At 68.1% G+C, this 21,803-nt stretch carries 24 protein-coding genes and 2 pseudogenes; 10 read left to right on the top strand and 16 right to left on the bottom strand.

The annotated features are described in order from the left end of the window. A pseudogene (locus tag BLV97_RS20710) lies at positions 1-83 on the top strand (IS5/IS1182 family transposase); the annotation flags it as partial. A gap of 42 nt (positions 84-125) precedes the next feature. Here BLV97_RS20710 and BLV97_RS08650 read toward each other — a convergent pair. The 6 genes and pseudogenes from BLV97_RS08650 to BLV97_RS08625 all read right to left on the bottom strand — a co-directional run. Further along, positions 126-549 (bottom strand): annotated as a pseudogene (locus BLV97_RS08650) (transposase); the annotation flags it as partial. Between the two features lie 564 nt (positions 550-1,113). Next, on the bottom strand, positions 1,114-2,208 hold the full coding sequence (modC, locus tag BLV97_RS08645) for a molybdenum ABC transporter ATP-binding protein (RefSeq protein ID WP_035844192.1): 1,095 nt from the start codon (positions 2,206-2,208) through the stop codon (positions 1,114-1,116). Next, positions 2,205-2,891, bottom strand: coding sequence for a molybdate ABC transporter permease subunit (gene modB, locus BLV97_RS08640; protein ID WP_035844194.1), 687 nt, complete (start codon positions 2,889-2,891; stop codon positions 2,205-2,207). Before modB ends, modC begins: the two co-directional genes overlap by 4 nt. Beyond that, the gene (modA, locus tag BLV97_RS08635) at positions 2,891-3,697 is read right to left on the bottom strand and encodes a molybdate ABC transporter substrate-binding protein (protein ID WP_081825112.1); all 807 of its coding nucleotides are present in this window, start codon (positions 3,695-3,697) and stop codon (positions 2,891-2,893) included. Before modA ends, modB begins: the two co-directional genes overlap by 1 nt. Before the next feature lie 263 nt (positions 3,698-3,960). Continuing rightward, positions 3,961-4,317, bottom strand: coding sequence for a winged helix-turn-helix domain-containing protein (locus tag BLV97_RS08630; RefSeq protein WP_035844196.1), 357 nt, complete (start codon positions 4,315-4,317; stop codon positions 3,961-3,963). 64 nt (positions 4,318-4,381) lie between these two features. Continuing rightward, positions 4,382-4,807 (bottom strand): SufE family protein, encoded by a 426-nt coding sequence (locus tag BLV97_RS08625; RefSeq protein ID WP_035844200.1) that lies wholly within the window; start codon positions 4,805-4,807, stop codon positions 4,382-4,384. Positions 4,808-5,127: 320 nt separating this feature from the next. Between BLV97_RS08625 and BLV97_RS08620 the strand changes: the two genes are divergently transcribed. Next, positions 5,128-5,601: a hypothetical protein gene (locus BLV97_RS08620; RefSeq protein ID WP_035844202.1), complete on the top strand. Its 474-nt coding sequence runs from the start codon at positions 5,128-5,130 to the stop codon at positions 5,599-5,601. A 3-nt stretch (positions 5,602-5,604) separates the two neighbouring features. Continuing rightward, entirely contained in the window at positions 5,605-6,045 is a 441-nt protein-coding gene (gene aroQ / locus BLV97_RS08615) for a type II 3-dehydroquinate dehydratase (RefSeq protein ID WP_035844204.1), read from the top strand. A gap of 70 nt (positions 6,046-6,115) precedes the next feature. Here the strand turns inward: aroQ and BLV97_RS08610 are convergent, their stop codons facing one another. Further along, positions 6,116-7,189, bottom strand: a complete 1,074-nt coding sequence (locus tag BLV97_RS08610) for a DUF475 domain-containing protein (protein WP_035844206.1) — start codon at positions 7,187-7,189, stop codon at positions 6,116-6,118. 216 nt (positions 7,190-7,405) lie between these two features. Here BLV97_RS08610 and BLV97_RS08605 point away from each other — a divergent pair, with 216 nt between their 5' ends. The 4 genes from BLV97_RS08605 to BLV97_RS08590 all read left to right on the top strand — a co-directional run bounded on the left by BLV97_RS08605 (position 7,406) and on the right by BLV97_RS08590 (position 11,752). After that, positions 7,406-8,329, top strand: a complete 924-nt coding sequence (locus tag BLV97_RS08605) for a dihydrodipicolinate synthase family protein (protein ID WP_035844208.1) — start codon at positions 7,406-7,408, stop codon at positions 8,327-8,329. A 222-nt stretch (positions 8,330-8,551) separates the two neighbouring features. Further along, positions 8,552-9,574 carry a TRAP transporter substrate-binding protein gene (locus BLV97_RS08600; protein WP_035844210.1) on the top strand — a complete coding sequence of 341 codons (1,023 nt, stop codon included), beginning with the start codon at positions 8,552-8,554 and terminating at the stop codon, positions 9,572-9,574. 70 nt (positions 9,575-9,644) lie between these two features. Next, a complete protein-coding gene (locus BLV97_RS08595) occupies positions 9,645-10,355 on the top strand; it encodes a TRAP transporter small permease (RefSeq protein ID WP_051646158.1) in 711 nt (236 codons plus the stop codon). A 5-nt stretch (positions 10,356-10,360) separates the two neighbouring features. Beyond that, positions 10,361-11,752 carry a TRAP transporter large permease gene (locus tag BLV97_RS08590; protein WP_035844214.1) on the top strand — a complete coding sequence of 464 codons (1,392 nt, stop codon included), beginning with the start codon at positions 10,361-10,363 and terminating at the stop codon, positions 11,750-11,752. Positions 11,753-11,826: 74 nt separating this feature from the next. Here the strand turns inward: BLV97_RS08590 and hisI are convergent, their stop codons facing one another. After that, positions 11,827-12,183, bottom strand: coding sequence for a phosphoribosyl-AMP cyclohydrolase (gene hisI / locus BLV97_RS08585; protein ID WP_035844216.1), 357 nt, complete (start codon positions 12,181-12,183; stop codon positions 11,827-11,829). Between the two features lie 64 nt (positions 12,184-12,247). Between hisI and BLV97_RS08580 the strand changes: the two genes are divergently transcribed. Further along, complete coding sequence (locus tag BLV97_RS08580; protein WP_035844218.1) at positions 12,248-12,700, top strand: iron-sulfur cluster assembly scaffold protein; 453 nt, start codon at positions 12,248-12,250, stop codon at positions 12,698-12,700. A gap of 247 nt (positions 12,701-12,947) precedes the next feature. On the opposite strand, the gene phoB is transcribed toward BLV97_RS08580, so the two are convergent. From phoB to BLV97_RS08565, 3 genes are all read right to left on the bottom strand, one after another. Beyond that, entirely contained in the window at positions 12,948-13,637 is a 690-nt protein-coding gene (phoB, locus tag BLV97_RS08575) for a phosphate regulon transcriptional regulator PhoB (RefSeq protein WP_035844220.1), read from the bottom strand. Then, positions 13,637-14,368, bottom strand: coding sequence for a phosphate signaling complex protein PhoU (phoU, locus tag BLV97_RS08570; RefSeq protein ID WP_035844222.1), 732 nt, complete (start codon positions 14,366-14,368; stop codon positions 13,637-13,639). The genes phoB and phoU overlap by 1 nt, the downstream gene beginning before the upstream one ends. A 236-nt stretch (positions 14,369-14,604) precedes the next feature. Beyond that, positions 14,605-15,651 carry a sensor histidine kinase gene (locus BLV97_RS08565; RefSeq protein WP_035844224.1) on the bottom strand — a complete coding sequence of 349 codons (1,047 nt, stop codon included), beginning with the start codon at positions 15,649-15,651 and terminating at the stop codon, positions 14,605-14,607. Positions 15,652-15,966: 315 nt separating this feature from the next. Here BLV97_RS08565 and BLV97_RS08560 point away from each other — a divergent pair, with 315 nt between their 5' ends. Continuing rightward, positions 15,967-16,290, top strand: a complete 324-nt coding sequence (locus BLV97_RS08560; protein WP_035844226.1) for a hypothetical protein — start codon at positions 15,967-15,969, stop codon at positions 16,288-16,290. On the opposite strand, the gene BLV97_RS08555 is transcribed toward BLV97_RS08560, so the two are convergent. The 4 genes from BLV97_RS08555 to BLV97_RS08540 all read right to left on the bottom strand — a co-directional run bounded on the left by BLV97_RS08555 (position 16,285) and on the right by BLV97_RS08540 (position 19,747). Beyond that, complete coding sequence (locus tag BLV97_RS08555) at positions 16,285-17,469, bottom strand: trans-sulfuration enzyme family protein (protein ID WP_035844288.1); 1,185 nt, start codon at positions 17,467-17,469, stop codon at positions 16,285-16,287. The two genes, BLV97_RS08560 and BLV97_RS08555, sit on opposite strands and share 6 nt — an antisense overlap. A gap of 218 nt (positions 17,470-17,687) precedes the next feature. Beyond that, positions 17,688-18,212, bottom strand: coding sequence for a gamma carbonic anhydrase family protein (locus BLV97_RS08550; protein ID WP_035844228.1), 525 nt, complete (start codon positions 18,210-18,212; stop codon positions 17,688-17,690). Further along, the gene (gene gmk / locus BLV97_RS08545; protein ID WP_035844230.1) at positions 18,209-18,847 is read right to left on the bottom strand and encodes a guanylate kinase; all 639 of its coding nucleotides are present in this window, start codon (positions 18,845-18,847) and stop codon (positions 18,209-18,211) included. Before gmk ends, BLV97_RS08550 begins: the two co-directional genes overlap by 4 nt. A 3-nt stretch (positions 18,848-18,850) precedes the next feature. Then, on the bottom strand, positions 18,851-19,747 hold the full coding sequence (locus tag BLV97_RS08540; protein WP_035844232.1) for a YicC/YloC family endoribonuclease: 897 nt from the start codon (positions 19,745-19,747) through the stop codon (positions 18,851-18,853). Between the two features lie 208 nt (positions 19,748-19,955). On the opposite strand from BLV97_RS08540, the gene BLV97_RS08535 reads away from it, so the two are divergent. Next, positions 19,956-20,651 carry a PAS domain-containing protein gene (locus BLV97_RS08535; RefSeq protein ID WP_035844234.1) on the top strand — a complete coding sequence of 232 codons (696 nt, stop codon included), beginning with the start codon at positions 19,956-19,958 and terminating at the stop codon, positions 20,649-20,651. A 319-nt stretch (positions 20,652-20,970) separates the two neighbouring features. Here BLV97_RS08535 and BLV97_RS08530 read toward each other — a convergent pair whose 3' ends face one another. After that, the gene (locus tag BLV97_RS08530) at positions 20,971-21,747 is read right to left on the bottom strand and encodes an enoyl-CoA hydratase-related protein (protein ID WP_035844236.1); all 777 of its coding nucleotides are present in this window, start codon (positions 21,745-21,747) and stop codon (positions 20,971-20,973) included. Between the last annotated feature and the right edge of the window lie 56 nt (positions 21,748-21,803).

The raw sequence follows: 21,803 nt of genomic DNA, 5'->3' as shown, positions 1-21,803 counted from the left end.
GTGTCGCAACACGATACGATAGATGTCCGAAGGTCTTCCTCTCAGCCATCGCCCTTGCCGCAACTGTCATCTATTGGCTATGAGTCCTCACCCTAATCACGCCGTCAGCCAATCATCGCTTGCAACCGGGGCGGGCCATACGTTTTCGACCGCAGGCTCGAAGCCGTGCGGTGCGCCTTGAGGTACTTGCGCAGGCTCACTCGAACGCATGGCGTTCGCCTGCTCACTTCAATCATGATCGTCGTCTGTTCCGCCGCCTCCGCGGCCAATCCTTCGAAGATCCTGGCGAACACCCCCATGTCGCTCCAGCGCTTCCAGCGGTTGTAGAGCGTCTTGTGCGGGCCATATTCCTTGGGCGCATCGCACCACCGCAAGCCATTGCGATTGATGAAGATTATTCCGCTCAAGACGCGCCGGTCATCGACCCGTGGCTTGCCCATCCTCAGGAAAACGGTCCCCCGGACCGTTTTCTGACCTTCGGAAACTCTTTGGAAAGAAAGGCTGAAGCCGCGCCATCTGCTCATCGGTCAGCCAGAAAAGTGTGCTCATCATGCCCCCATCAGTTCGGGAGTGTGAATCACAGAGGCACCGAGTTCACAAGCCGATCAATGGGTCCTGACCCTAACAGGAGATCGCGAAGATTATAAAGTTGATCCTTCGCAAGTTTCTTCCGATTATGATATACTGTTAAACTACGCTCCTGGCGTTTGAAGCGGTGACTTTGCCGACTTTCCCCAGGCGGCATGCCGTTTAGCGGAAAGGTCGCCTGATCGTACTCTCCGATCAATTTGTTTGGGCTCCTTCGGCAACACGCGCCGACCGCACGCCAAGGATTACCTCGACCAGCTGATGTCCCGCTCCGACACCAAGCATACGGAGTCCCGAAGAAATTCCCGAACTTCAGGGAATTATACCATATTTTCCGAAGACTACCGGGGCTTCCCAAGCTTACGACGAGGGTTCGATTCCCCTCACCCGCTCCATCCCGTAAGCCGGTAACGTGAGATCCCCAAGCCAGCATTTGGGGTTTCGCTTGGTCCCGTCACGGTGCTCGGCGCCAGAGGGTTCGCGCGCCGTCGCCAGTGTCGCTTGGGCCGATGGCGAGCCGCCGCCTCATTCGCCGCTGAAGCCGCCCACGTCGCCCTGCGCCACCGCGACCGACTTGACGATCGCGTAGCAATCGACCCCCGGCGCCAGACCCAGCGCAAGCGCCGAGCGACGCGTGATCCGCGCCAGGATCAGGTCCTCGCCCAGCCGAAGCTGTACCGCCGCCCCCGGCCCCTCGCCCAGGCGCACCTGGGTCACCGTCGCAGGCAGGATGTTGAGCGCCGAAAGCGCGCTGGGGCGCCTGCGCGCAACGATCACCTCATGGGCGTGGATACGCACCCGCAGACGCGCGCCGGGATCGGCCTCGACACGCGGCAGCACCAGTTCTCCGCCGCTGATCGACAGCACGGAAAGCCCGTCCCCGGTATGGGCCGAAAGTGTCGCGGGCAACACGGCGCCCGCCTCGCGCACCCCCAGCGCCGGGATCGCGTCGGGATCTGAGAGCACCTCGGCCAGCGGTCCCTCGCGCCGGACACACCCGTCGCGCAGGATCATCACCCGGTCGGCCAGACGCGCAAGTTCCTCTGCCGAATGCGTGACATAAAGGATCGGCACGCCGGCCGCGTCGCGCAGGGCCTCGATATGGGGCAGGATCTCGGCCCTGGCGGCGGCGTCGAGGGCTGAGAGAGGCTCATCCATCAACAGCACCCGCGGACAGGAAAGAAGTGCGCGCGCGATCGCCACCCGCTGGCGCTGGCCGCCCGAAAGCTGCGCGACCTGGCGCCGCATCAACGGCCCAAGCCCAAGCGCCGCGCCCACCACGTCGGGATCGGGCCGCGCCCCCCGTCCACGGGCGCGGCGCACGGCGTAGTCGAGATTGCCCTGCACATCGAGATGCGGGAAAAGCCGCGCGTCCTGAAACACATAGCCCACGCCGCGGCGATGCGGCGGCAGAAAGCGGCGGCCGTCTTGCCAGATCTCGCCGCCAAACGAGACGCGGCCTTCGGCGCCGCGTTCAAGCCCGGCGAGAACACGCAGCAGGCTGGATTTGCCGCTGCCCGAGGGGCCGAACAGCACGGTAAGGCCGCGCGCGGGCAGTTCCGCCGCGACTTGCAGCGCGAAATCGGGAAAGCACAGCGCGATGTCGAAGCTCAGGCTCATCGCAGGGCCCGCCCCGGCGCACGGCGGTTCAGGGTGTAGACCGCCAGCAGCACGACGAAGGAAAAGACCAGAAGGCCGGCCGAAAGCGTCTGGGCACCGGCGTAATCCAGCGTCTCGACATGTTCGTAGATCGCGATCGACAGCACCCTGGTCTTGCCCGGAATGTTGCCTCCGACCATCAGCACCACGCCGAATTCACCCACCGTATGGGCGAAGCTCAGCACCAGCGCCGTCAGATAGCCGCGCAGCGCCATCGGGGCCGCGACGCTGAAAAAAGCGTCGCGCGGCCCCGCGCCCAGGGTCGCGGCGGCCTCCAGCGGGGCACGGCCCACGGCCTCGAACGCCGCCTGCAGCGGCTGCACCGCGAAGGGCAGCGAATACAGCATCGAGGCCAACACCAGCCCGGTGAAGGAAAACGTCAGCGTCGTGCCCGTGGCCCGCACCCAAAGCCCGCCCAGGGCCGTATCGGGGGCGAAGAGGACCAGGATGTAGAACCCCAGCACCGTCGGCGGCAACACCAGCGGCAGCGCGGTGACCGCCTCGATCACCGGCCGCGCGCGGACCCGCGTATGGGCCAGCCACCAGGCCAGCGGCGTGGCCAGCGCGACCAGGATCACCGCCACCAGCCCGGCCAGCTTCAGCGTCAGCCAGACAGGGCCCAGGTCGACGCCAAGATCGGGCATCAGGCGGGACCGTAGCCGAATTCGGCCTTCACCGCCTGGGCGGCCTTGCCCTTCAGGAAGGCCAGGAACCCCTTGGCCGCCGGGTTGTCACGGCCGTGGCTCAGCAGGGCCGCGTCCTGGCGGATCGGGGTGTAATCCTTCTGCGGCACCAGCCAGATCGCCCCGCCCTTCGGCGCCGTCGGCCCCTTCAACGATGAATAGGCCACGAAACCAGCCGGCGCGGCGCCGCTTTTGACCAACGCGAAGGTCTGGCCGATGTTCTGGCCCATCACGATCTTGCCCGCGACCTGCGTCTTGATGCCCATCGCGCCCAAAGTCTCTTCCGCCGCCTGCCCATAGGGGGCAAGCTTTGGGTTGGCGATCGCCAGATGCGCCAGCCCGGCGCCGGTCAGAAAGCCGGCGGGATCAGGGATCCGCGCCTGCCCCGGCGCCCAAAGCGCCAGCTTGCCCACCGCATAGGTAAAGCGGCTTCCCGTCACCACGCGGCCCTTCTTCTCCAGCGCTTCGGGGGTCACCGCATCGGCCGAAAGCATCACGTCGAACGGCGCACCCTTGAGAACCTGCGCCGCGATCACCCCGGTCGAGGCGACGGTGAGCGTAATATGGTTGCCGCTTTCGGCGTCGTATTTCTGGGCGATCGCCTTGGCCGCATCCGCAAAGTTGGCGGCCACGGCCACCAGCGCATCCGCCGCCACCGCGCGCCCCGGATGGGCCAGACCCAGGGACAACGCGACCAGTGCGACGGCCAGCACGGGGCGGCGATGTTGGGCGGGACGGAATCGGCGGGGTTCTTGGTGGATCGGCATGACGGGCTCCTTTCGGGTGTGGCGTGGATCTTCATTATGTTTCGACAAACATATCGCCCGAGGCGCGCGATGGATCAAGCGTTATTTCCCGCCAAACATAACCAACCCCAAGACCGTCGCATCGGCCGTCGCGGTTTCACATGCCAAAGCGGGTGGTATCACCGTCGGTCGCGCCCCGGCGCGTATGTCCCGCGACCAACGGCCAGGCGGCGCTTTCCATCCGCGCGGCGATCCATCTCGCGGCCCCAAAGGCTTCGCCACTCTCAACCCTTGCGCAACAGTCGCTGCAATTCGGCGATCCGCGCCGCGCCGGCCCGGGCGGCGTCCTCCTCCAGCCCGCGATAGGCCTTCAGCACCCGCAGCCCCAGATCGCTGAGGTGTGCTCCGCCGCCCCTTGCCCCGCCCCGCGTGCTTTCGACCAACGGCGCGCGGAAAGCCGCGTTCATCTCCTCCACCAGCGACCAGGCGCGCTTGTAGCTCATCCCCATGGCCCGCCCGGCAGCCGAGATCGAGCCGCTCTCGCGGATCGCTTCCAGAAGATCGGCCTTGCCGGGGCCGAGCATCGCGTCAGAGCCGAAAAGCACACGCAGGCGCAGGCGGGGAGAGCAGGGTTCGGTCATGGCGGGAAGGGTCCGATGCGGGCCGCGGGATTGCAAGGAAAATTCGCACGCGACCGGCGCGGCGTCAGTTCGCGGCTTCGGCGGCAACCTTGCGGATCCGTTCGACCATCGCACGCAGCCCGTTCGAGCGCTGCGACGACAGATGTTCGTTCAGCCCCAGCCGGGCCAGTTCGGCCGGCGCGTCGACCCGGCCCACCTCGGCCACGCTGAGGCCCGAATAAAGCGCGTGCAGAATGGCGATCAGCCCGCGCACGATCATCGCGTCGCTCTCGCCCTGGAAATCGAAGGTGGCATCGGGCCCGCTGCCCTCGATCCTGGGCAGGATCCAGACCTGGCTGGCGCAGCCGTCGACCTTGGTGGCGGGCACGCGGAAGGCCTCGTCAAGCGGCGGCATCTCGCGGCCCAGCTCGATCACATGGCGGTAGCGGTCTTCCCAATCGTCGAGAAATTCGAAGGTCTCGGCGATTTCCTCGAATGCGGGGCTGGCCATCGGCGTCTCCTTTTCGTCCTGACCTAAGCGCAGCGCGCCGAAACGTCCAGAGGAGGCGACATCTGCCCACCGCTTTCGCCCGCCGCCGCCGTCTCGCGACCCCCTGGCACACAGATGCGCCATTTCCCCCGCAAGCCGTGCCTGCGCGCGCGCCGCCTTCTATGTGGCCCAGATATCCCGGGCACGCGGAGCGCGGCGCCCGGGCCGCCGGGCCGACGATCCGCAAAGCCGCCCGATCCCGCCAAGCAGACGCTTTTCAAAGCGCCCGCTTTGGGCTACCCAGAGGCGACGCAACGGGCACGGGGACAAGGGCCTTGGGGATGAAGACACCGCTGATTGCCGCGCTCGCGGCCACATTGACGCTCAGCGCCTGTGGCTCGTTCTCGTCACGGATCAACCCGTTCAACTGGGGCAAGCACCGCGCGCCCAAGGGGGATGTCCTCACGCCGGCTGGCGGCTACCCCGCCGCGCGCACAGCCGGGCCGCTGGTGCCAAGGGTGCAATCGATGCGCGTCAACCGCACCCCCGATGGCGCCATCGTGCGCGCCACCGGTCTGCCGCCGACCCAGGGCTACTGGGACGGCAAGCTGGTGGCCACCAACGACGGCAAGCCCGATGAACATGGCGTGATGACCTACCGTTTCGTGCTGGTGCCGCCGCCGGAAGCCACCCCCGTCTCCACCCCGCAATCGCGCGAGGTCAACGTCGCCGCCCATATCGACAACAACGCCCTGCGCGCGATTCGCCGTATCGTGGTCGAGGGCGCGCAGAACAGCCTGACGGCGCGGCGCTAAGCCATGGCGCCGCAGGTCCTGATCCTCAACGGCCCGAACCTCAACCTGCTGGGCCAGCGCCAGCCCGAGATCTACGGCGCCGAAACCCTTGCCGATGTCGAGACCGCCTGCGCTGCGCTCGCAGCCTCCCTGGGCCTCGGCACCGATTGCCGCCAGTCCAACCACGAAGGCGAACTGGTCACCTGGATCCAGGACGCTCGCGCCACCGCCGCCGCCATCATCATCAACCCCGGCGCCTACAGCCATACCTCGGTGGCGATCCTTGACGCGCTGAACGCCTATGACGGCCTGGTGCTCGAGGTCCACATCTCGAACATCCACCAGCGCGAAGCCTTCCGCCACCATTCCTACGTCTCGCGCCGCGCCGAGGGCGTGATCGCGGGCTTCGGCACCGAAGGCTACCTGCTGGCGCTGCGCCGCGCCGCCAGCCTGCTGGCCCCCTGACCCTTTCATTGTTCCCCAAATACGCCGGCACCGGATCCGCAACGCGCCCGCCGCCAGGGCCGCGCCCGGCTCAGGCCTCTCGCGAAACCTCGGCCCCCGCCGAACGCGCGTGCGCAATTCGCCGGTTGTAGCGGACTGACGACAACAGCGAGAGGCCGATGAAACCCGCACCCAGGCCCCCGGTGACCAGTTCCGAAATCTCCACCAGCGTTTGCGCATACATGATCACCGCCAGCGCCAGGATCGAATAGAACGCCCCGTGTTCAAGATAGCGGAACCGCGCCAGGGTCTCGCGCTCGACCAAGGTCACCGTCAACGCGCGCACATAGAAGGCGCCAGTCCCCAGCCCGATGGCGATCAGGAACAGGTTCTGCGTCAGCGCGAAAGCCCCCACCACGCCGTCGAAGCTGAAGGACGCATCCAGCACCTCCAGATACAGGAACGCCCCCAGCCCGCCCACCGCCGCCGCACCGCGCGCGGCCGCGCCCGCGTCCAGCACATGACCCAGCAATTCGACCCCGGTGAAGACCAGCATCCCCAGCAGCGCGGCGAACAGGAAATCCCCCGCCACCCGATGCGGCAGCGCCCAGGCGACGGCCAGCACCACAACCAGCACGAAGGCGATCTCCAGCCCGCGCACCCGGGCGCAATCGCGCAGTCGGCATTCCAGCCGCGAGATCCAGTCCACCTGCTTGTGCTCGTCCATGAAATAGCGCAGCCCCACCAGCATCAGAAAGGTGCCGCCGAAGGCCGCGATCGATAGATGCGCCTCCTCCATGATGCGGGCATAGGCCTGCGGCTCGGCGGCCGCCAGACGCAGCGCCGCCACCGGGCTCAGATGGGCCGCGACCGCGACCACCAGCAGGGGCAGCAGCACCCGCATCCCGAAGACCGCGATCAAGATCCCCCAGGTCATGAAACGCCGCTGCCAGACCGGGGACATCTGCTTCAGCTTGCCGGCATTGACGATCGCGTTGTCGAAGCTGAGCGAAATTTCCAGCACCGCCAACACCACCCCGACCGCCAGCGCCGACAGCGCGCCGCCCAGGCTGTGGGACGCCTGCCAGCCCAGCCAGAAAGCCAGACACAACCCTACCGCCGTCGCGGCGAAAGCCGTGCGGAACTGAACACGCGCGCTTTGCATCCGGCTCCCCTTGGCTTCCGGCTTGACCGGGCCCGCCGCATCCTCGACCGGTCCCCGCGCCCTGCCCGGGACCGGCGGCGCACCGGGTGGTCCGGATATGGGAAGCGCGGGGGATCAACTCAACCCGTGCCTCTTGCGGGTTTCGCCGCCCTGGCCCATGATCCGGACGCCCGTGGCGCATTTGCCACGCCGCCCGGAAGCCCAAAGGAAAGTCCCATGCTCAGCGAAGCCGCACATGGTGTGTTCACCATCGCCTGCACCCCGTTCCTGCCCGATGGCGCGCTCGATCACGCCTCGGTCGCCTCGATGACCGAATTCTACCTTCAGCGCGGCGCCACCGGGCTGACGCTGCTGGGGGTAATGGGCGAGGCGCCGAAGCTGACCCAGGCCGAAAGCCTGGAGGTGGTGCGCGGCGTGGCCGAAGTGGTCGCCGGCGCGGTGCCGATCGTGGTGGGCGTCTCGGCGCCCGGCTTCGCCGCGATGGCCGAACTGGCGGCGGGCGCGATGCAGGCGGGCGCGGCCGGCGTGATGGTGGCGCCGCCTTCCAGCCTGCGCACCGACAGCCAGATCCTCGACTATTACGGCAATGTCGCCCGCATGCTGGGCGACACGCCCTTCGTGCTGCAGGATTTCCCGCTGGTGACGGGGGTGCAGATCGCGCCCGATGTGCTGCTCAAGATCTTCGCGGCGCATCCGACCTGCGTGATGCTCAAGCACGAGGACTGGCCCGGGCTCGACAAGATCAGCGCGCTGCGCCGCGCCTCGGACCGGGGCGCGCGGCGGGTGTCGATCCTGTGCGGCAACGGCGGCCAGTTCCTGCCCGAGGAGCTGGCCCGCGGCGCCGACGGCGCGATGACGGGCTTTGCCTTCCCCGAGATGATGGCCGGCGTGGTGGCCGCCCATCAGGCCGGCGACCGCGCCCGCGCGCAGGACATCTTCGACGCCTATCTGCCGCTGGTGCGCTACGAGGCCCAGCCCGGGCGTGGCCTGGCGATCCGCAAGCATATCCTGGCCCTGCGCGGCGCCATCAAACATGCCGACCTGCGCGCCCCGGGCGCCGGCCTCAACCCCGATGCGATTGCCGAAGTCGCATTCCTGATCGACCGCCAGGAACGCCGCCTGGCCGAGCTCGGCCTCTGATCCGGACCGCGCGCGCCCCGCGAATCCCTGCCTCGGCCGGCGCGCCGCGCCTAGGGCGCGCGCGTCCGGTCCCGCGTGACCGGCGGTCTCGGTTCACGCAAAACACACGCAAAATCACGCCCGCGTCAATATAACCCTTGATCCTGCCTCCACGCACGTCATCGTGAGGTCAGAGCGCCCGCGAGGCGCCCCCGAGAACCACAACCTCTGGGAGGAGGATCCATGAAATTCCTGACCGCCGCGGCCCCGACCGCGCTTCTGACCGCCGCGCTGCTGACCGTCGCCGCCCCCGCCGCCCGCGCCGAGGGCGCCTGCGATCCGGGCGAGACGGTGATCAAGTTCAGCCATGTCACCAACGCCACCAAGCATCCCAAGGGCATCGCCGCCCAGATGTTCGCCGACCGCGTCAACAAGGAGATGAACGGCAAGGTCTGCGTCGAGGTGTTCCCGAACTCGACCCTCTACAATGACGACAAGGTGCTGGAGGCGATGCTGCAGGGCGACGTGCAGATGGCCGCGCCCAGCCTGTCGAAATTCGAAAGCTTCACCAAGGTGTTCCGGCTGTTCGACCTGCCGTTCATGTTCAAGAACATCGCCGCGGTGGACGAATTCCAGAATTCCGAGACCGGCCAGAAGATGAAATCCTCGATGGAGCGTCGCGGCCTGAAGGGGCTGGAGTTCTGGCATTCCGGGATGAAGCAGTTCTCGGCCAACAAGCCGCTGATCGAGCCGACCGACGCGAAGGGGCTGAAATTCCGCGTGCAGCCCTCGGACGTGCTGGTGGCGATGATCAAGGCGCTTGGCGCCTCGCCGCAGCCGATGGCGTTCTCCGAGGTCTATTCGGCGCTGCAGCAGGGCGTCGTGGACGGGCAGGAAAACACCTGGTCGAACATCTACGGCCAGAAGTTCTACGAGGTCCAGGACGGCATCACCGAAACCAACCACGGCACGCTGGATTATCTGGTCGTGACCTCGACGGATTTCTGGGACGGGCTGGATCCGGCGGTGCGCGACCAGCTGACCACGATCTTGCATGAGGTCACCGTCAGCCGCAACGGCGCCGTGACCGAGATCGAGGCGCAGAACCGCCAGAACATCCTCGACGCCGGATCGAAGATCCGCGAACTGACCCCCGAGCAGCGCGCCGCCTGGGTGGCGACGATGAAGCCGGTCTGGACCGAATTCGTCAAGGATGTGGGCCAGGACAACATCGACGCGGCCCAGGCGATCAACGCCAAGCACTAGGCCCGCGCGGCATATCCAGGGCGGCCCCGGCAGCGGGGCCGTCCGCGACCGACACGGCCCCGGGGGAAGGATGGCCCAGCACCAGACGCGCCGGATGCGCGGATTTGAAGAGAACGCCATCGCCTTCATCCTGGGGGCGATGACGCTGCTGACCTTCGCCAATGTCTGCGTCCGCTACCTGTTCAACCTGCCCGCCGCCTTCGCCTTCGAGGAATGGTCGGGCCTGACGCTGCCGCACACCATCCTGTGGGCGCAGGAGGTGGTGCTGTATCTCTTCGCCTGGCTGGTGATCTTCGGCATCTCGCACACCATCCGGGTGACGGCAAACCTGGGCGTCGACGCGCTGACCCAGTCGCTGCCGCATCGCGGCCGCCGCGCCGCGGCCCTGGCCGCAGCCGCCGCTTGCCTGATCTACGCCGCGCTGATGCTCAAGGGCGCCTGGGATTACTGGGCCCCCTTCGCCGGGCTCTACGAGACCACCGGGCGCTGGTTTCCCACCGGCATCAACTGGAAGACCCGCGACCGCGCCTTCTACATCACCGAACAGATCCCGATGCCGCATGTCCTGGATTTCCTGGCCGCCTGGATCAACCAGGGCGAGGTCTGGGACAAGATGCCCCGGGTGATCCCCTATCTGATCCTGCCGCTCGGGCTGGCGCTGGTGCTGATCCGTTTCCTGCAGGCCGGCTGGGCCATCCTGACCGGCACCCGTTCCAGCCTGATCGTCAGCCACGAGGCCGAGGACGACCTGCGCGCCCTTGCCCCCGAGCCCAAGGAATAACCTGCGTGTCGATCGTTCTGCTCTTTCTCGGCATCATCGCGCTTTTGCTGATCGGCGTGCCGATCGCGGTGGCGCTGGGGCTGTCGTCGATCCTGTTCCTGCTGTGGGAATCCAACGCCTCTCTGGCCTCGGTGGCGCAGACCTTCTTTCAGGCGATGCAGGGCCATTACACGCTGCTGGCGATCCCGTTCTTCATCCTCGCGTCCACCTTCATGTCCACCGGCGGCGTGGCGCGGCGGATCATCCGCTTCTCGATCTCGCTGGTCGGGCACCTGCACGGCGGGCTGGCGATCGCGGGCGTGCTGGCCTGCATGATGTTCGCGGCGCTCTCGGGCTCGTCGCCCGCGACGGTGGTGGCGATCGGCTCGATCGTGATCGCGGCGATGCGCCAGATCGGCTATTCGCGCGACTTCGCCGCCGGGGTGATCTGCAACGCGGGTACCCTGGGCATCCTGATCCCGCCGTCGATCGTGATGGTGGTCTATGCCACCGCGACCGAGGTCTCGGTCGGGCGGATGTTCCTGGCGGGCGTGATCCCGGGCCTCGTCGCCGGCACCATGCTGATGAGCGCGATCTACATCATCGCCCGGATCAAGGGCCTGCCCAAGGGCCAGTGGCAGGGCTGGGCCGAAATCGCCCGCAGCTTCCGCGACGCCTTCTGGGGCCTGATGCTGATCGTCATCATCATGGTCGGGATCTACGGCATCCCCGGCCTCACCGGCGGCCTCTTCACGCCCACCGAGGCCGCCGCCGTCGCCTCGGTCTACGCCTTCTTGATCGCGATATTCGTCTACCGCGACATGGGCCCCCTGGCGCGCGAAAACGCCCCGCCGGTGGCGCTCTGGCGTCAGCCCTCGGCGCTGATCACCGGCTTCTTCCACGCCGACACCCGCCGCGCGCTCTACGATGCCGGCAAGCTCTCGATCACGCTGATGTTCATCATCGCCAACGCGCTGATCCTCAAGCAGGTGCTGACCGATCAGCGGGTCCCGCAGCAGATCGCCGAGGCGATGCTGGGCGCGGGGCTGAACCAGATCACCTTCCTGATCGTGGTCAACCTGATCCTGCTGATCGGCGGCCAGTTCATGGAACCCTCGGGCCTGATCGTGATCGTCGCGCCGATCGTCTTCCCGATGGCGATCAGCCTGGGCATAGATCCGATCCACCTGGGCATCATCATGGTCGTCAACATGGAAATCGGCATGATCACCCCGCCAGTCGGGCTGAACCTCTTCGTCACCTCGGGCGTGGCCGGCATGTCGGTGATGCGCGTGGTCCGGGCGGCGGCGCCGTTCCTCGGCATCCTCTTCCTGTTCCTGATCCTGGTGACCTATGTCCCCTGGCTCTCGACCTGGCTGCCGACGATGCAACTCGGCCCGGAACGCGTGGCTCACTGAACCCTTTCATCTTGGCGAAAATACTCCGGGGGGGCGCCGGGGGGGCAGAGCCCCCCCGCCCCGAACCCCGCAGCTCACGCCATCGGCTGCAGGATCTCCACCTCCTCGCCGCCCCGCAGCGCGGTATAGAAGCACGACCGGCGGTTGGTATGGCAGGCCGGCCCCTCCTGCGCGACCAACACCAGCAGGCTATCACGGTCGCAATCCACCCGCATCTCGATCAGCCGCTGGACATGGCCCGAGGTCTCACCCTTCACCCAGAACGCCTGACGCGATCGTGACCAATAGGTCACGCGCCCGCTCTCCAGCGTCTTGGCCACCGCCTCGGCGTTCATCCAGGCCATCATCAGAACCTCTCCGGTGGCGCTTTCCTGCGCGATCACGGGGATCAGGCCATTCGCATCATAGGTCAGGGTCGCGGGGTCGAACATCTTCGTTCCTTTGCAAAGCGTGCCTGGCGGACTATCTAGGGGGCAAAGCTGCGCGAGAAAAGACATGAGCAACGAGACCGACCTGGTCAAACTCTATTCCGGCCGGATCCTGGAACTGGCCGCCGACATTCCGCACACCGGCCGGCTCGAGGCGCCCATGGCCAGCGTCAAGCGCCGCTCTCCGCTTTGCGGCTCGACCGTGACGGTGGATCTGGACGTCGAAGACGGCCGCATCAGCCGCTTCGCGCAGGATGTGAAGGCCTGCGCGCTGGGGCAGGCCTCGGCCTCGGTGCTGGGGGGCCAGGTAATCGGCCGGACCCGCGCCGAGGTGGAACGCGCCCGCGACCAGCTGCGCGCCATGCTGAAAGAGGACGGCCCGGTGCCCGACGCGCCCTTCGACGGGCTAGAGGTGCTGCTGCCAGCGCGCAGCTACAAGAACCGCCATGCCTCGATCCTGCTGGCGCTGGAGGCCACCGCCGAAGCCATGGCCCAGGCCGAGAAACAGGCCTGCGCCTGAGCGGCGGGGCAAGCGCGGCACGTAGGCGGCCCGTGGGATGGCGCAGCTTGAGGTTGCGGCTTTGCCCTTCACGGCGCGGCAAGCCCCGGCGCTGACCCGAGACAGGCACAGTTCACGCGGCCTACCCGCCCGGAGGGGGGCAGCGGCCCGCCCTGCGCCAGCGGGGCGCATCGGGCTTGGGCGGCAGCACGCACTGGCGGCGCAGGCAGAACCCGGGCGACGCAGGCATAACCCGGCCTGCCGCGCCCTACCCCAGCGCGTAGCCCGCGCCGCGCACCGTGCGCACCGGGTCCTCGCCGCCATGCTGGCACAGCGCCTTGCGCAGCCGCCCGATATGGACATCCACGGTGCGGGTATCGACATAGATGTCGCGCCCCCAGACCCGGTCCAGCAATTGCTCGCGGCTCCAGACCCGGCCCGGCTTTTCCATGAAGGTGGCCAGCAGGCGGAATTCCGTCGGACCCAGCTTCAGCACGTCCGAGCCGCGATAGACACGGTGGCTTTCGCTATCAAGCCTGATGTTCTCGAATTCCAGCACCGCCCCCACGGTCGAGGGCCGCACCCGGCGCAGCTGGGCGCGCACGCGGGCCATCAGCTCGACCACCGAATAGGGCTTGATGACGTAATCGTCGGCGCCGGTTTCCAGGCCGCGCACCCGGTCGACTTCCTCGGAGCGGGCCGACAGCATGATGATCGGCGTGCCACGCGTGTCACTGCGGGTCTTGATCTGGCGGCAGACCTCGATCCCCGAGACGCCGGGCAGCATCCAGTCCAGCACCACGATGTCGGGGGTTTCCTCGTCCATCAGCATCAGCGCCTCGTCGCCGGTCTCGGCCCGGACTACCCGAAAGCCCTCGGCCTCTAGGTTATAGGCCAGAACCTCGCGCTGCGCCGGCTCGTCCTCGACCACCAGAACGGAAGGGGCTTCGTTTGCCATCAGGCCTGGCCCTCCCCCGCCGCGCCCGTCGCGTAAGAGGTGCGATCGCCCTTGGGCCGGGCCTCCTCGGGCATCTTGCCGGTGACCAGATAGATCACCTGTTCGGCGATCGTGGTGGCGTGATCGCCCATGCGCTCGATGTTCTTGGCGATGAAATGCAGATGCATGCAGGCCGTGATGTTGCGCGGATCCTCCATCATGTGGGTCAGGAATTCGCGAAACAGGGCGTTGTACATCTGGTCCACGTCCTGGTCGCGCAGGCGCACGTCGGCGGCCAGTTCCTGATCGCGCTGGATATAGGCGTCAAGCGCATCCTTCAGCATCAGTTCGACTTCCTTGGCCATGCGCCGGATCGCGCCGCCCGCGCCCTCGATCGCCGGCATCTGCGACAGCACCGTGGACCGCTTGGCCAGGTTCTTGGCGTAATCGCCCACCCGTTCCAGGCTGGCCGAGATCTTCATCACGCTCAGCACCGTGCGCAGGTCCGACGCGGTGGGCGCGCGCAGCGCGATCACCCGCGCAGCCTCTTCCGTCACCTGCTGGTCGAGCGCGTCGATCAGCTTGTCATTGGCGCGTACCCGGTCGGCCAGTTCCTCGTCGCGGGTCTCGAGCGCGCGCGACGCATCCAGGATCGCGCTTTCCACCAGCCCGCCCATCTTCATGATCATCGCCTGGATCGCCTCCAGGTCGCGGTCGAAGGCGGCGGCGATATGGGTGGTTTCGATCGTCATGTCCTGCTCTCCTGCCCGGCGCGGCCGGTGCTGTCTCGTGGTGGGGCCTACTGGACCCGAAGTCTAGCAGATCGCCCCGCCGAATGAAGGCGCCTTCGCGCTGCGGGACCCGGCGGACCCTGGCCACCGATCCGGCCCCCCGGTGCGGCCCTGAAGCCCCTCTACGACATCGGCGCAATGCTTTTGTGACGACAGTGCAACAGATCCATGACAGCGGCGGGGGCGCGCCGCGCCACCTAGGACATCGGCGCCGCCGGCAGGATCACCGTGAAGCGGCTGCCCTTTCCCGGCGCACTTTCGATGCGAAACCGGCCGCGGTGGCGGTTGACGATATGCTTGACGATCGCCAGCCCCAGCCCGGTGCCGCCCTGCTCGCGCGAGCGGTGGCTGTCGACGCGGTAGAACCGTTCCGTCAGGCGCGGGATATGCACCGCCTCGATGCCCTCGCCACGGTCGATGACCGACACCACCACCGCCGGGCCGCGCAGGCCGGGATCGCGCGCCTCGCGCTGGATGCCGATAGTCACCCGCTGGCCGGTGGCGCCGTATTTCACCGCGTTCTCGATCAGGTTGCTGAACACCTGCGACATCTGATCGGAATCGGCCAACACCTCGGCCGGGCCACCCTGCGGATCGTCCAGCTCGATCGTGACGCCCGCGGCCTCGGCCATCGGGCGAAGCGTGGTCATCGCCGCCTGCACGCGGCGCAGGACATCGACCCGCGACGAGGGCCGCACGCGTTCCTCGGCCTCGACCCGGCTAAGCGAAAGCAGATCGCTGACCAGCCGGTTCATGCGGCCCGCCTCGCGCTCCATGATTGCCAGGAAGCGCTCGCGCGCGGCGGCGTCGTCGCGGGCGGCGCCCTTGAGCGTCTCGATGAAGCCCAGAAGCGCGGTCAGCGGGGTGCGAAGTTCATGGCTGACGTTGGCCACGAAGTCGCGACGCATCTGGCTGGCCTGCACCAGATCGGTGGTGTCCTCGAAACTGACCAGCACGCCGCCGCCCGCGACCGGGGCGGTCAGCACGCTCCAGGCCGTCTCATGCCCGCCGGTGCCCGAGACGGTGATCTGCGCCTGGCCCGGTTGGCGCAGTCGCTTGGTGCTTTCCACCGCGTCCAGCACGCTGGGCTGGCGCATCACGGTGACATGATGGCGCCCGGTCAGGCCGCGGCCATAGATCGCCTCGGCCCCGCCATTGGCGGCGCGGATCCGTTCATCCGCACCGATCAGAACCAGGGGCAGCGGCACCCCCGCGATCAAAGAGGTCACCAGTTCCGATTCCATGCGCCGCGCTCCGTCCGTTGCCGCCCGCAACCTGCGCCAGACGCCTTGCCAAGTAAACCGCCGCCACCTGCCGCCGCGATCCGACCCTACCGCCGGCCGCGCCGCCGCCCAGACCATCCCGGCCGGCCGCGCGGTGCCGAAGCTGCCTAGCCTGTGCTTCGTAAGCCGCCACGCGACCGCCTGGCGTGCCCGCTGACGGGGGTGGGCGCGGGAGAATGCGCGCCCGCGCCGCCCAGCCCCCTTGCGTCGTGGCGCCCGCCTGCTACGCTGTGCATTCGTGGGCGGGGACTTCGCACCTTTCGGGGAGGGCGCGACATGCCGCGAATTCTACTGATCGAGGCCGATCTGCCGGGCGCCGCCCCCGGCGAAACGGAAAGGCTGTGCTGGCAGCAACTGAACGCGGTGCATCTGCGACGGATCCAGCCCGTGATGGTGATCTGCCCGCTTCTGGCGCGGGATTTCGACGCGATCGAGGTGATCGACCGCCTCGGCCGCCTGAAATGGCACGGCGCGCTGCATGTGCTGTTTCCGGCATTGCCGAATCCGGGCCTCGTGCGCCGCGAATTGCTGGCCTTCGCGCGCGACCACGCGCCGGCGATGTCGGTCGAGACGCTGGAGCCGGAGATCGCCGCGCTATGACGCCGCCGCGACCCCGGCGCTGAAATCGCGCAGCAGCAGCGCGATCTCCTCGACGCCGACCGACACGCGGAAGAAGCCCTCGGAGATGCCGGCGCGGGCGCGGGCTTCGGGTGCGACATTGCGATGCGACGAGGAATTGGGATGCGACAGCGTGGTGCCGATATCACCCAGCGTCGGCGCAAAGGCGACCTCGGGCATCGCCCGCACCAGCGCATTTGCCGCCGCGCGCCCGCCTTCCAGCTCGAACGAGACCATGTTGCCGCCGCGCGCGCCCAGCAGCGCCACCGCCCGGTTGTGGTCGGGATGGTCGGGACGGGTGGGATAGACCACCCGCCGTACGCCCTTCAGCCCGGCCAGGTGATCGGCCAGCACACGGGCGTTTTCCTCGGCGCGGTCATAGCGCAGCGGAAAGCTCATCAACCCGCGTTCGGCCAGCCAGCAATCGAACGGGCTGGGCGTCATGCCGGTGGTCACGGCGAAATCGTAGATCGCCTTGCGCAGGCCCGGATCACGGGCCGCGACATAGCCCAGCGTCGCGTCGGAATGACCGGCCAGCAGCTTGGTCACCGAATGGATCACGATATCGGCGCCATGATCGAAGGGCCGGTAGCCGCGTGGCGTGGTAAAGGTGTTGTCAACCGCCAGCAACACGCCGCGGTCGTTGCAGATCCGCGCGATCCCCTCCATATCGGCCACCCGCAGCGTCGGGTTCGACACCACCTCGACCAGGACCATCCGCGTCTCGGGGCGGATCGCGGCCTCCAACGTCGCCGGATCGGTGGGGTCGAACAGGCCCGTCGCGATGCCGAAGCGCGCCAGGTCCTGGGTCATCAGCCGAAGCGACCGGCCGTATAGCTGATCGCCCCCCAGCACATGATCGCCCGCCCCCAGAATGCCCATCAGCGCCGCGGTGACCGCCGCCATGCCCGAGCCGGTGACCAGCCCGCCCTCGGCGCCTTCAAGCATGTCGATCTTGCGTGCCAGCACATCGGCGTTGGGGTGGCCCTCGCGCGCGTAGGTATAGCCAGCGACCGCGCCGCCATATTGCGCGTCCAGTTGATCGGGGTTTTCCGAAGCATAGACGACCGAAGGCTGCAAGGGCGTACCCACCGCGCGGCTAACGCTGTCGGGCCAGGGCGCCCGACGGACAAGGGTTTCGAGCGGCTTGCGATCGGTCATCGGTATCTCCATCTGTCGCGCCCTTGGTGACACGAGGATGGGACGGCGGCAAGCCGGATCGTTGCGGTGCCGCAAGGGGGGGCGCTGCCCCCGTCCCGGCCGCGGCCGGGCCTCCCCCGGAGTATTTTCGCCAAGATGAAGAAAAGAAAGCCCCCCTGGCCCTTCATCTTGGTGCAAATACTCTCGGGGGGTGCGGGGGGCAGACAGCCCCCCGCCTGTCAGAGCGCGCGCAACCCCTTGCGGAAGCGGCGCATGTTCTCCTGATAGTGGCGCGCGGTGTCGGCCAGCGCCTTGCGCGCCGGGGCGTCAAGTTCGCGCGCCACGCGGCCAGGAGCGCCCATCACCAGCGCGCCGTCGGGGATTTCCTTGCCTTCGGTGATCAGCGCCCCGGCCCCGATCAGGCAGCCGCGGCCGATCTTCGCGCCGTTCAGCACCGTCGCCCCCATGCCGATCAGGCTGCCGTCGCCGATCGTGCAGCCGTGCAGCATCACCTTGTGCCCGATGGTGCAATTCTCGCCGATCGTCAGCGGATAGCCCATGTCGGTGTGGAAGACGCAGTTCTCCTGCACGTTGGATCCGGCGCCGACCAAGATCGGCTCGTTGTCGCCGCGCAGGGTGCAGCCGAACCAGACCGAGGCGGCCGATCCCAGCACCACCCGGCCGATCAGATTGGCGTCGGGCGCCACCCAGTAATCGCCGTCCTCGGGAAATTGCGGGGCCTGCCCGTCCAGCTCATAGATCATCGCGCTTCGAACTCCTCGTTCAATCCGCGCACGAAATCGCTCAGCCAGGGCTGCCGGTCGGCCCGCGCCCGCTCGGCCACCAGGATGGTGCGCAGCTCTTCCGCGGCCCGATCCAGTTCGCGGTTGATCAGGACGTAATCATATTCGCCCCAATGGCTGATCTCGTCGCGGCTTTTCGCCATCCGCCCGGCGATCACCGCGTCGCTGTCCTGCGCCCGTCCGCGCAGCCGCGATTCCAGATCGGCGATCGACGGCGGCAGGATGAAGACCGACACCACGTCATGCGCCAGCACCGAGCGCCGCACCTGCTGCCCGCCCTGCCAGTCGATGTCGAGGATCACGTCCTGGCCGTCGGCCAGCCGCGCCTCGACCGGGCCGCGGGGCGTGCCGTAGCGATTGCCGAAGACCTCGGCATGTTCCAGCATCTCGCCCGCCGCGACCATGCGCGCGAATTCCTCGGGGGTACGGAAGAAATATTCGCGCCCGTCCACCTCTCCGGGCCGCGCCGCGCGTGTGGTGGCGGAAACCGAGAACGACATGCCCGCGTCCCAGTCCATCAGCCGACGCGCCAGCGTCGACTTGCCCGCGCCCGAGGGCGAGGACAGGATCACCAACAGGCCGCGCCGCTTCGGCATCGATCACTCCACGTTCTGGATCTGCTCGCGCATCTGGTCGATCACGAGCTTGAGGTCAAGCCCGACCTGGGTGAGCGCCGCATTCTGCGACTTCGAGCACAGCGTGTTGGCCTCGCGGTTGAATTCCTGCATCAGGAAATCCAGCTTGCGACCCACCGGCCCCTCGGCGCGCAGAAGCTTGCGGGCCTGGGCGACATGGGCGTCAAGCCGGTCCAGTTCCTCGGTCACGTCGGATTTGACCGCCAGAAGGGCAAGCTCCTGCGCCACGCGGTCGGGATCGGCGGCGGCGGTGTTTTCCAGCACCCGCGAAAGGTTGGCGCGCAGGGCCTCGGCCATCTGGTCGCGGCGGGCCTCGGCCAGCGCGCGGGCCTCACGCGCGAGGTCCGCGATCCGGCTGATCTGGTCCTCGATCACCTTGGCCAGCGCAGCGCCCTCGGCGGCGCGCATCGCCTGGAAGGCATCGACCAATTCGGCCAGGCTGTCCATCAGCGCGGCCACCAGCGGGGCGCTGTCGGCCTCGTCGGGGTCGGCCCCGGTCTCTGCCACGCCGCGTAACGCCAGCACTTCGGCCGGGCTGACCGCCGCGCAGGCCAGACCCTGCGCCCGCGCGACCTGGTCGATCTGGGCCAACGCCGCCAGCGCCGCGCGCAACCCGGCGGGGTTGATCCGCAGCCCATTGGCCCCGCTGTCGCGTGCCAGCTTCAGCGTCAGGCTGACGTTGCCGCGCCCGATGCGACGGCCAAGCTCGGCCCGAACCGCGGCCTCCAGCCGGTCGATGCCCTCGGGCAGGCGCAGCCGCAGATCCAGCCCCCTGCCGTTCACCCCGCGCATGTCCCAGGCCCAGCTAGCCCCCGCGCCCTGCCCCTTGGCCGAGGCGAACCCGGTCATCGAAACGATCATGCGGCGCCCGCCCTGACGTTAACCATTTTGTAACTTTCTTCCCCCCCGATCCACCGCAAGGTGTATGTTAACCCTTGGGTAATCATTATCGGACTAGGGTTAACAGAGCATGACCCCGTCCACAATGCGCGGCCCCGCGGGGCGGGTGCGGAGGGTTAAGCAGATGATCTGGGGTCCGACGGATCGGATGGGCCGCCCGGGTGGCGGAATGCAGGCAAGCAGCGCGGGCAAGGTAATCGCGCTGAGGGAGTATCGGCAGATGCGGCACGACCCTCTGATCCAGCTGGTGATCGGCTATTGGGAGGCTTTGCGCGCCGGCCGCCCGGCGCCCCTGCGCGCCGAGATCGACCCCCGCGGCATCGAGGCCGCGCTGGATCGGGTCTTCCTGGCCGAGCGTATCGCGCCGGGGGTCGGCCGCTTCCGGCTGGCCGGGATGGGGCTGAACGATCTGATGGGAATGGAAGTGCGGGGAATGCCGCTGACCACGCTGATCCAGCCGGACGGCCGCAAGCGCTTTGCCGAGGCGCTGGAGCAGGTGTTCCAGGGCGGCACGCGCTGTAGCCTGCAGCTTGAGGCCGTGCGCGGTCTGGGCCGGCCGGAACTGGGGGGGCAGATGGTGCTGTTGCCGCTGGTCAACGACCGGGGCGACAACCCCCTGGTGCTGGGCTGCCTAAGCAGCGAAGGGTCGATCGGGCGGGCGCCGCGGCGGATGAACATCGCCGCGCTGCAGCAGACAGAATTCGAGATCACCGCGCCTGACGCCCCGCGCCCCGACCCCAAGCCCGCGCCCGATGCGCTGGATCGCCTTCGGTCGAAAGGGTTTGCCGAGCCGCAGCCGCCGGCCTTCACCCCACCGCCGGGCAAATCGCGCCCCGCGCTGCGGCTGGTGAAAAGCGACATCTGACCAGGCGCCGAAACCGCGCCGCCGATCGGCCAGCGCGGCGGCCGTTCGCGAAGACGGCCTTTCCGATCCGGCGTACCCGGCGTCTGGCGCATGCGGTTCTTCCCCGATCGCGCGCACACCGGATTTGCCGCCGCAATGGCCCGTTTCTGGGGTTTGGCGCACCGGTCACACGCCCGCCCGTCGCCGCGCCGTGGGCGCGCCGCGTCGGGCCGGCTGTCTGCAAGCCGGCCGCCGTGACCGCATTTTCAGCAGCCGCGATCGGCGCCGCTGCCGGGCCCGCCCGCACCTCTGGCCCCGTAGCTCTGGCGCGGGACCCGGGCTAGCGGCCCGTGAAGACAGGTTTGCGCTTTTGCAGGAAGGCCGCGACCCCTTCCGCGAAATCGGCGGAACGGCCGCATTCGCCCTGCAACCTGGCCTCAAGCGCCAGCTGGCTGTCCAGATCGTTGTCGGGGCTGGCGCGCAGGGCCTGCTTGACGCGCGTGTAGGCACCGGTGGGGCCGGCGGCCAGATGCGCGGCACGCGCCCGCCAATGCGCAGCGAAAAGGTCGTCGGGGACGGCTTCCCAGATCAGGCCCCACTCGGCGGCCTGGGTGGCGCTTACCTTGTCGGCGAACAGCGCGGCGCCCATGGCGCGGGCCATGCCGACCAACCGCGGCAGCGCATAGGTGCCGCCGGCGTCGGGGATCAGGCCGATCCGGGTGAAGGCCTGCAGGAAGACCGCGCTTTGCGCCGCGATCACGACGTCGCAGGCCAAGGCGATATTGGCGCCCGCCCCCGCCGCCGCGCCATTCACCGCCGCGATCGTCGGGATCGGGCTGTCGGCGATGGCGCGCAGGATCGGCGCATATTCCTCGCGCAGGGTCTTCGACAGGTCCAGATCGGTGGTATCCTTGCGATCGCCCAGATCCTGGCCCGCGCAGAAACCCCGCCCCGCACCGGTCAGCACCAGGGCGCGCGCGCTTTGGGGTGCCGCCGTCACCGCATCGCGGATTTCGGCGCGCATCACCTGGGTCAGCGCATTCATAACATCGGGCCGGTTCAGCGTCAGCACGCCGATGCCCTCGGCAACCTCATAGGTGATGGTCTGATAGCTCATCTCGGCCCTCCCTTGCGTCGGTGCGCAGCTTAGGGCGGCGGCCGGGCGGGGAAAAG

The organism is Allgaiera indica (assembly GCF_900106675.1).
Taxonomy (GTDB): Bacteria; Pseudomonadota; Alphaproteobacteria; order Rhodobacterales; family Rhodobacteraceae; genus Acidimangrovimonas; species Acidimangrovimonas indica.
The sequence above is the reverse complement of the archived record's forward strand: the minus strand, read 5'-3'. Positions and strand labels throughout refer to the sequence as shown.

Bases quoted from the DNA above. Each gene is read 5' to 3' on its own strand.
- modC (WP_035844192.1), bottom strand. From the start codon at position 2,208: ATGAGCCTGAGCTTCGACATCGCGCTGTGCTTTCCCGATTTCGCGCTG.
- modB (WP_035844194.1), bottom strand. From the start codon at position 2,891: ATGCCCGATCTTGGCGTCGACCTGGGCCCTGTCTGGCTGACGCTGAAG.
- modA (WP_081825112.1), bottom strand. From the start codon at position 3,697: ATGCCGATCCACCAAGAACCCCGCCGATTCCGTCCCGCCCAACATCGC.
- BLV97_RS08630 (WP_035844196.1), bottom strand. From the start codon at position 4,317: ATGACCGAACCCTGCTCTCCCCGCCTGCGCCTGCGTGTGCTTTTCGGC.
- BLV97_RS08625 (WP_035844200.1), bottom strand. From the start codon at position 4,807: ATGGCCAGCCCCGCATTCGAGGAAATCGCCGAGACCTTCGAATTTCTC.
- BLV97_RS08620 (WP_035844202.1), top strand. From the start codon at position 5,128: ATGAAGACACCGCTGATTGCCGCGCTCGCGGCCACATTGACGCTCAGC.
- aroQ (WP_035844204.1), top strand. From the start codon at position 5,605: ATGGCGCCGCAGGTCCTGATCCTCAACGGCCCGAACCTCAACCTGCTG.
- BLV97_RS08610 (WP_035844206.1), bottom strand. From the start codon at position 7,189: ATGCAAAGCGCGCGTGTTCAGTTCCGCACGGCTTTCGCCGCGACGGCG.
- BLV97_RS08605 (WP_035844208.1), top strand. From the start codon at position 7,406: ATGCTCAGCGAAGCCGCACATGGTGTGTTCACCATCGCCTGCACCCCG.
- BLV97_RS08600 (WP_035844210.1), top strand. From the start codon at position 8,552: ATGAAATTCCTGACCGCCGCGGCCCCGACCGCGCTTCTGACCGCCGCG.
- BLV97_RS08595 (WP_051646158.1), top strand. From the start codon at position 9,645: ATGGCCCAGCACCAGACGCGCCGGATGCGCGGATTTGAAGAGAACGCC.
- hisI (WP_035844216.1), bottom strand. From the start codon at position 12,183: ATGTTCGACCCCGCGACCCTGACCTATGATGCGAATGGCCTGATCCCC.
- BLV97_RS08580 (WP_035844218.1), top strand. From the start codon at position 12,248: ATGAGCAACGAGACCGACCTGGTCAAACTCTATTCCGGCCGGATCCTG.
- phoB (WP_035844220.1), bottom strand. From the start codon at position 13,637: ATGGCAAACGAAGCCCCTTCCGTTCTGGTGGTCGAGGACGAGCCGGCG.
- phoU (WP_035844222.1), bottom strand. From the start codon at position 14,368: ATGACGATCGAAACCACCCATATCGCCGCCGCCTTCGACCGCGACCTG.
- BLV97_RS08565 (WP_035844224.1), bottom strand. From the start codon at position 15,651: ATGGAATCGGAACTGGTGACCTCTTTGATCGCGGGGGTGCCGCTGCCC.
- BLV97_RS08560 (WP_035844226.1), top strand. From the start codon at position 15,967: ATGCCGCGAATTCTACTGATCGAGGCCGATCTGCCGGGCGCCGCCCCC.
- BLV97_RS08555 (WP_035844288.1), bottom strand. From the start codon at position 17,469: ATGACCGATCGCAAGCCGCTCGAAACCCTTGTCCGTCGGGCGCCCTGG.
- BLV97_RS08550 (WP_035844228.1), bottom strand. From the start codon at position 18,212: ATGATCTATGAGCTGGACGGGCAGGCCCCGCAATTTCCCGAGGACGGC.
- gmk (WP_035844230.1), bottom strand. From the start codon at position 18,847: ATGCCGAAGCGGCGCGGCCTGTTGGTGATCCTGTCCTCGCCCTCGGGC.
- BLV97_RS08540 (WP_035844232.1), bottom strand. From the start codon at position 19,747: ATGATCGTTTCGATGACCGGGTTCGCCTCGGCCAAGGGGCAGGGCGCG.
- BLV97_RS08535 (WP_035844234.1), top strand. From the start codon at position 19,956: ATGCAGGCAAGCAGCGCGGGCAAGGTAATCGCGCTGAGGGAGTATCGG.
- BLV97_RS08530 (WP_035844236.1), bottom strand. From the start codon at position 21,747: ATGAGCTATCAGACCATCACCTATGAGGTTGCCGAGGGCATCGGCGTG.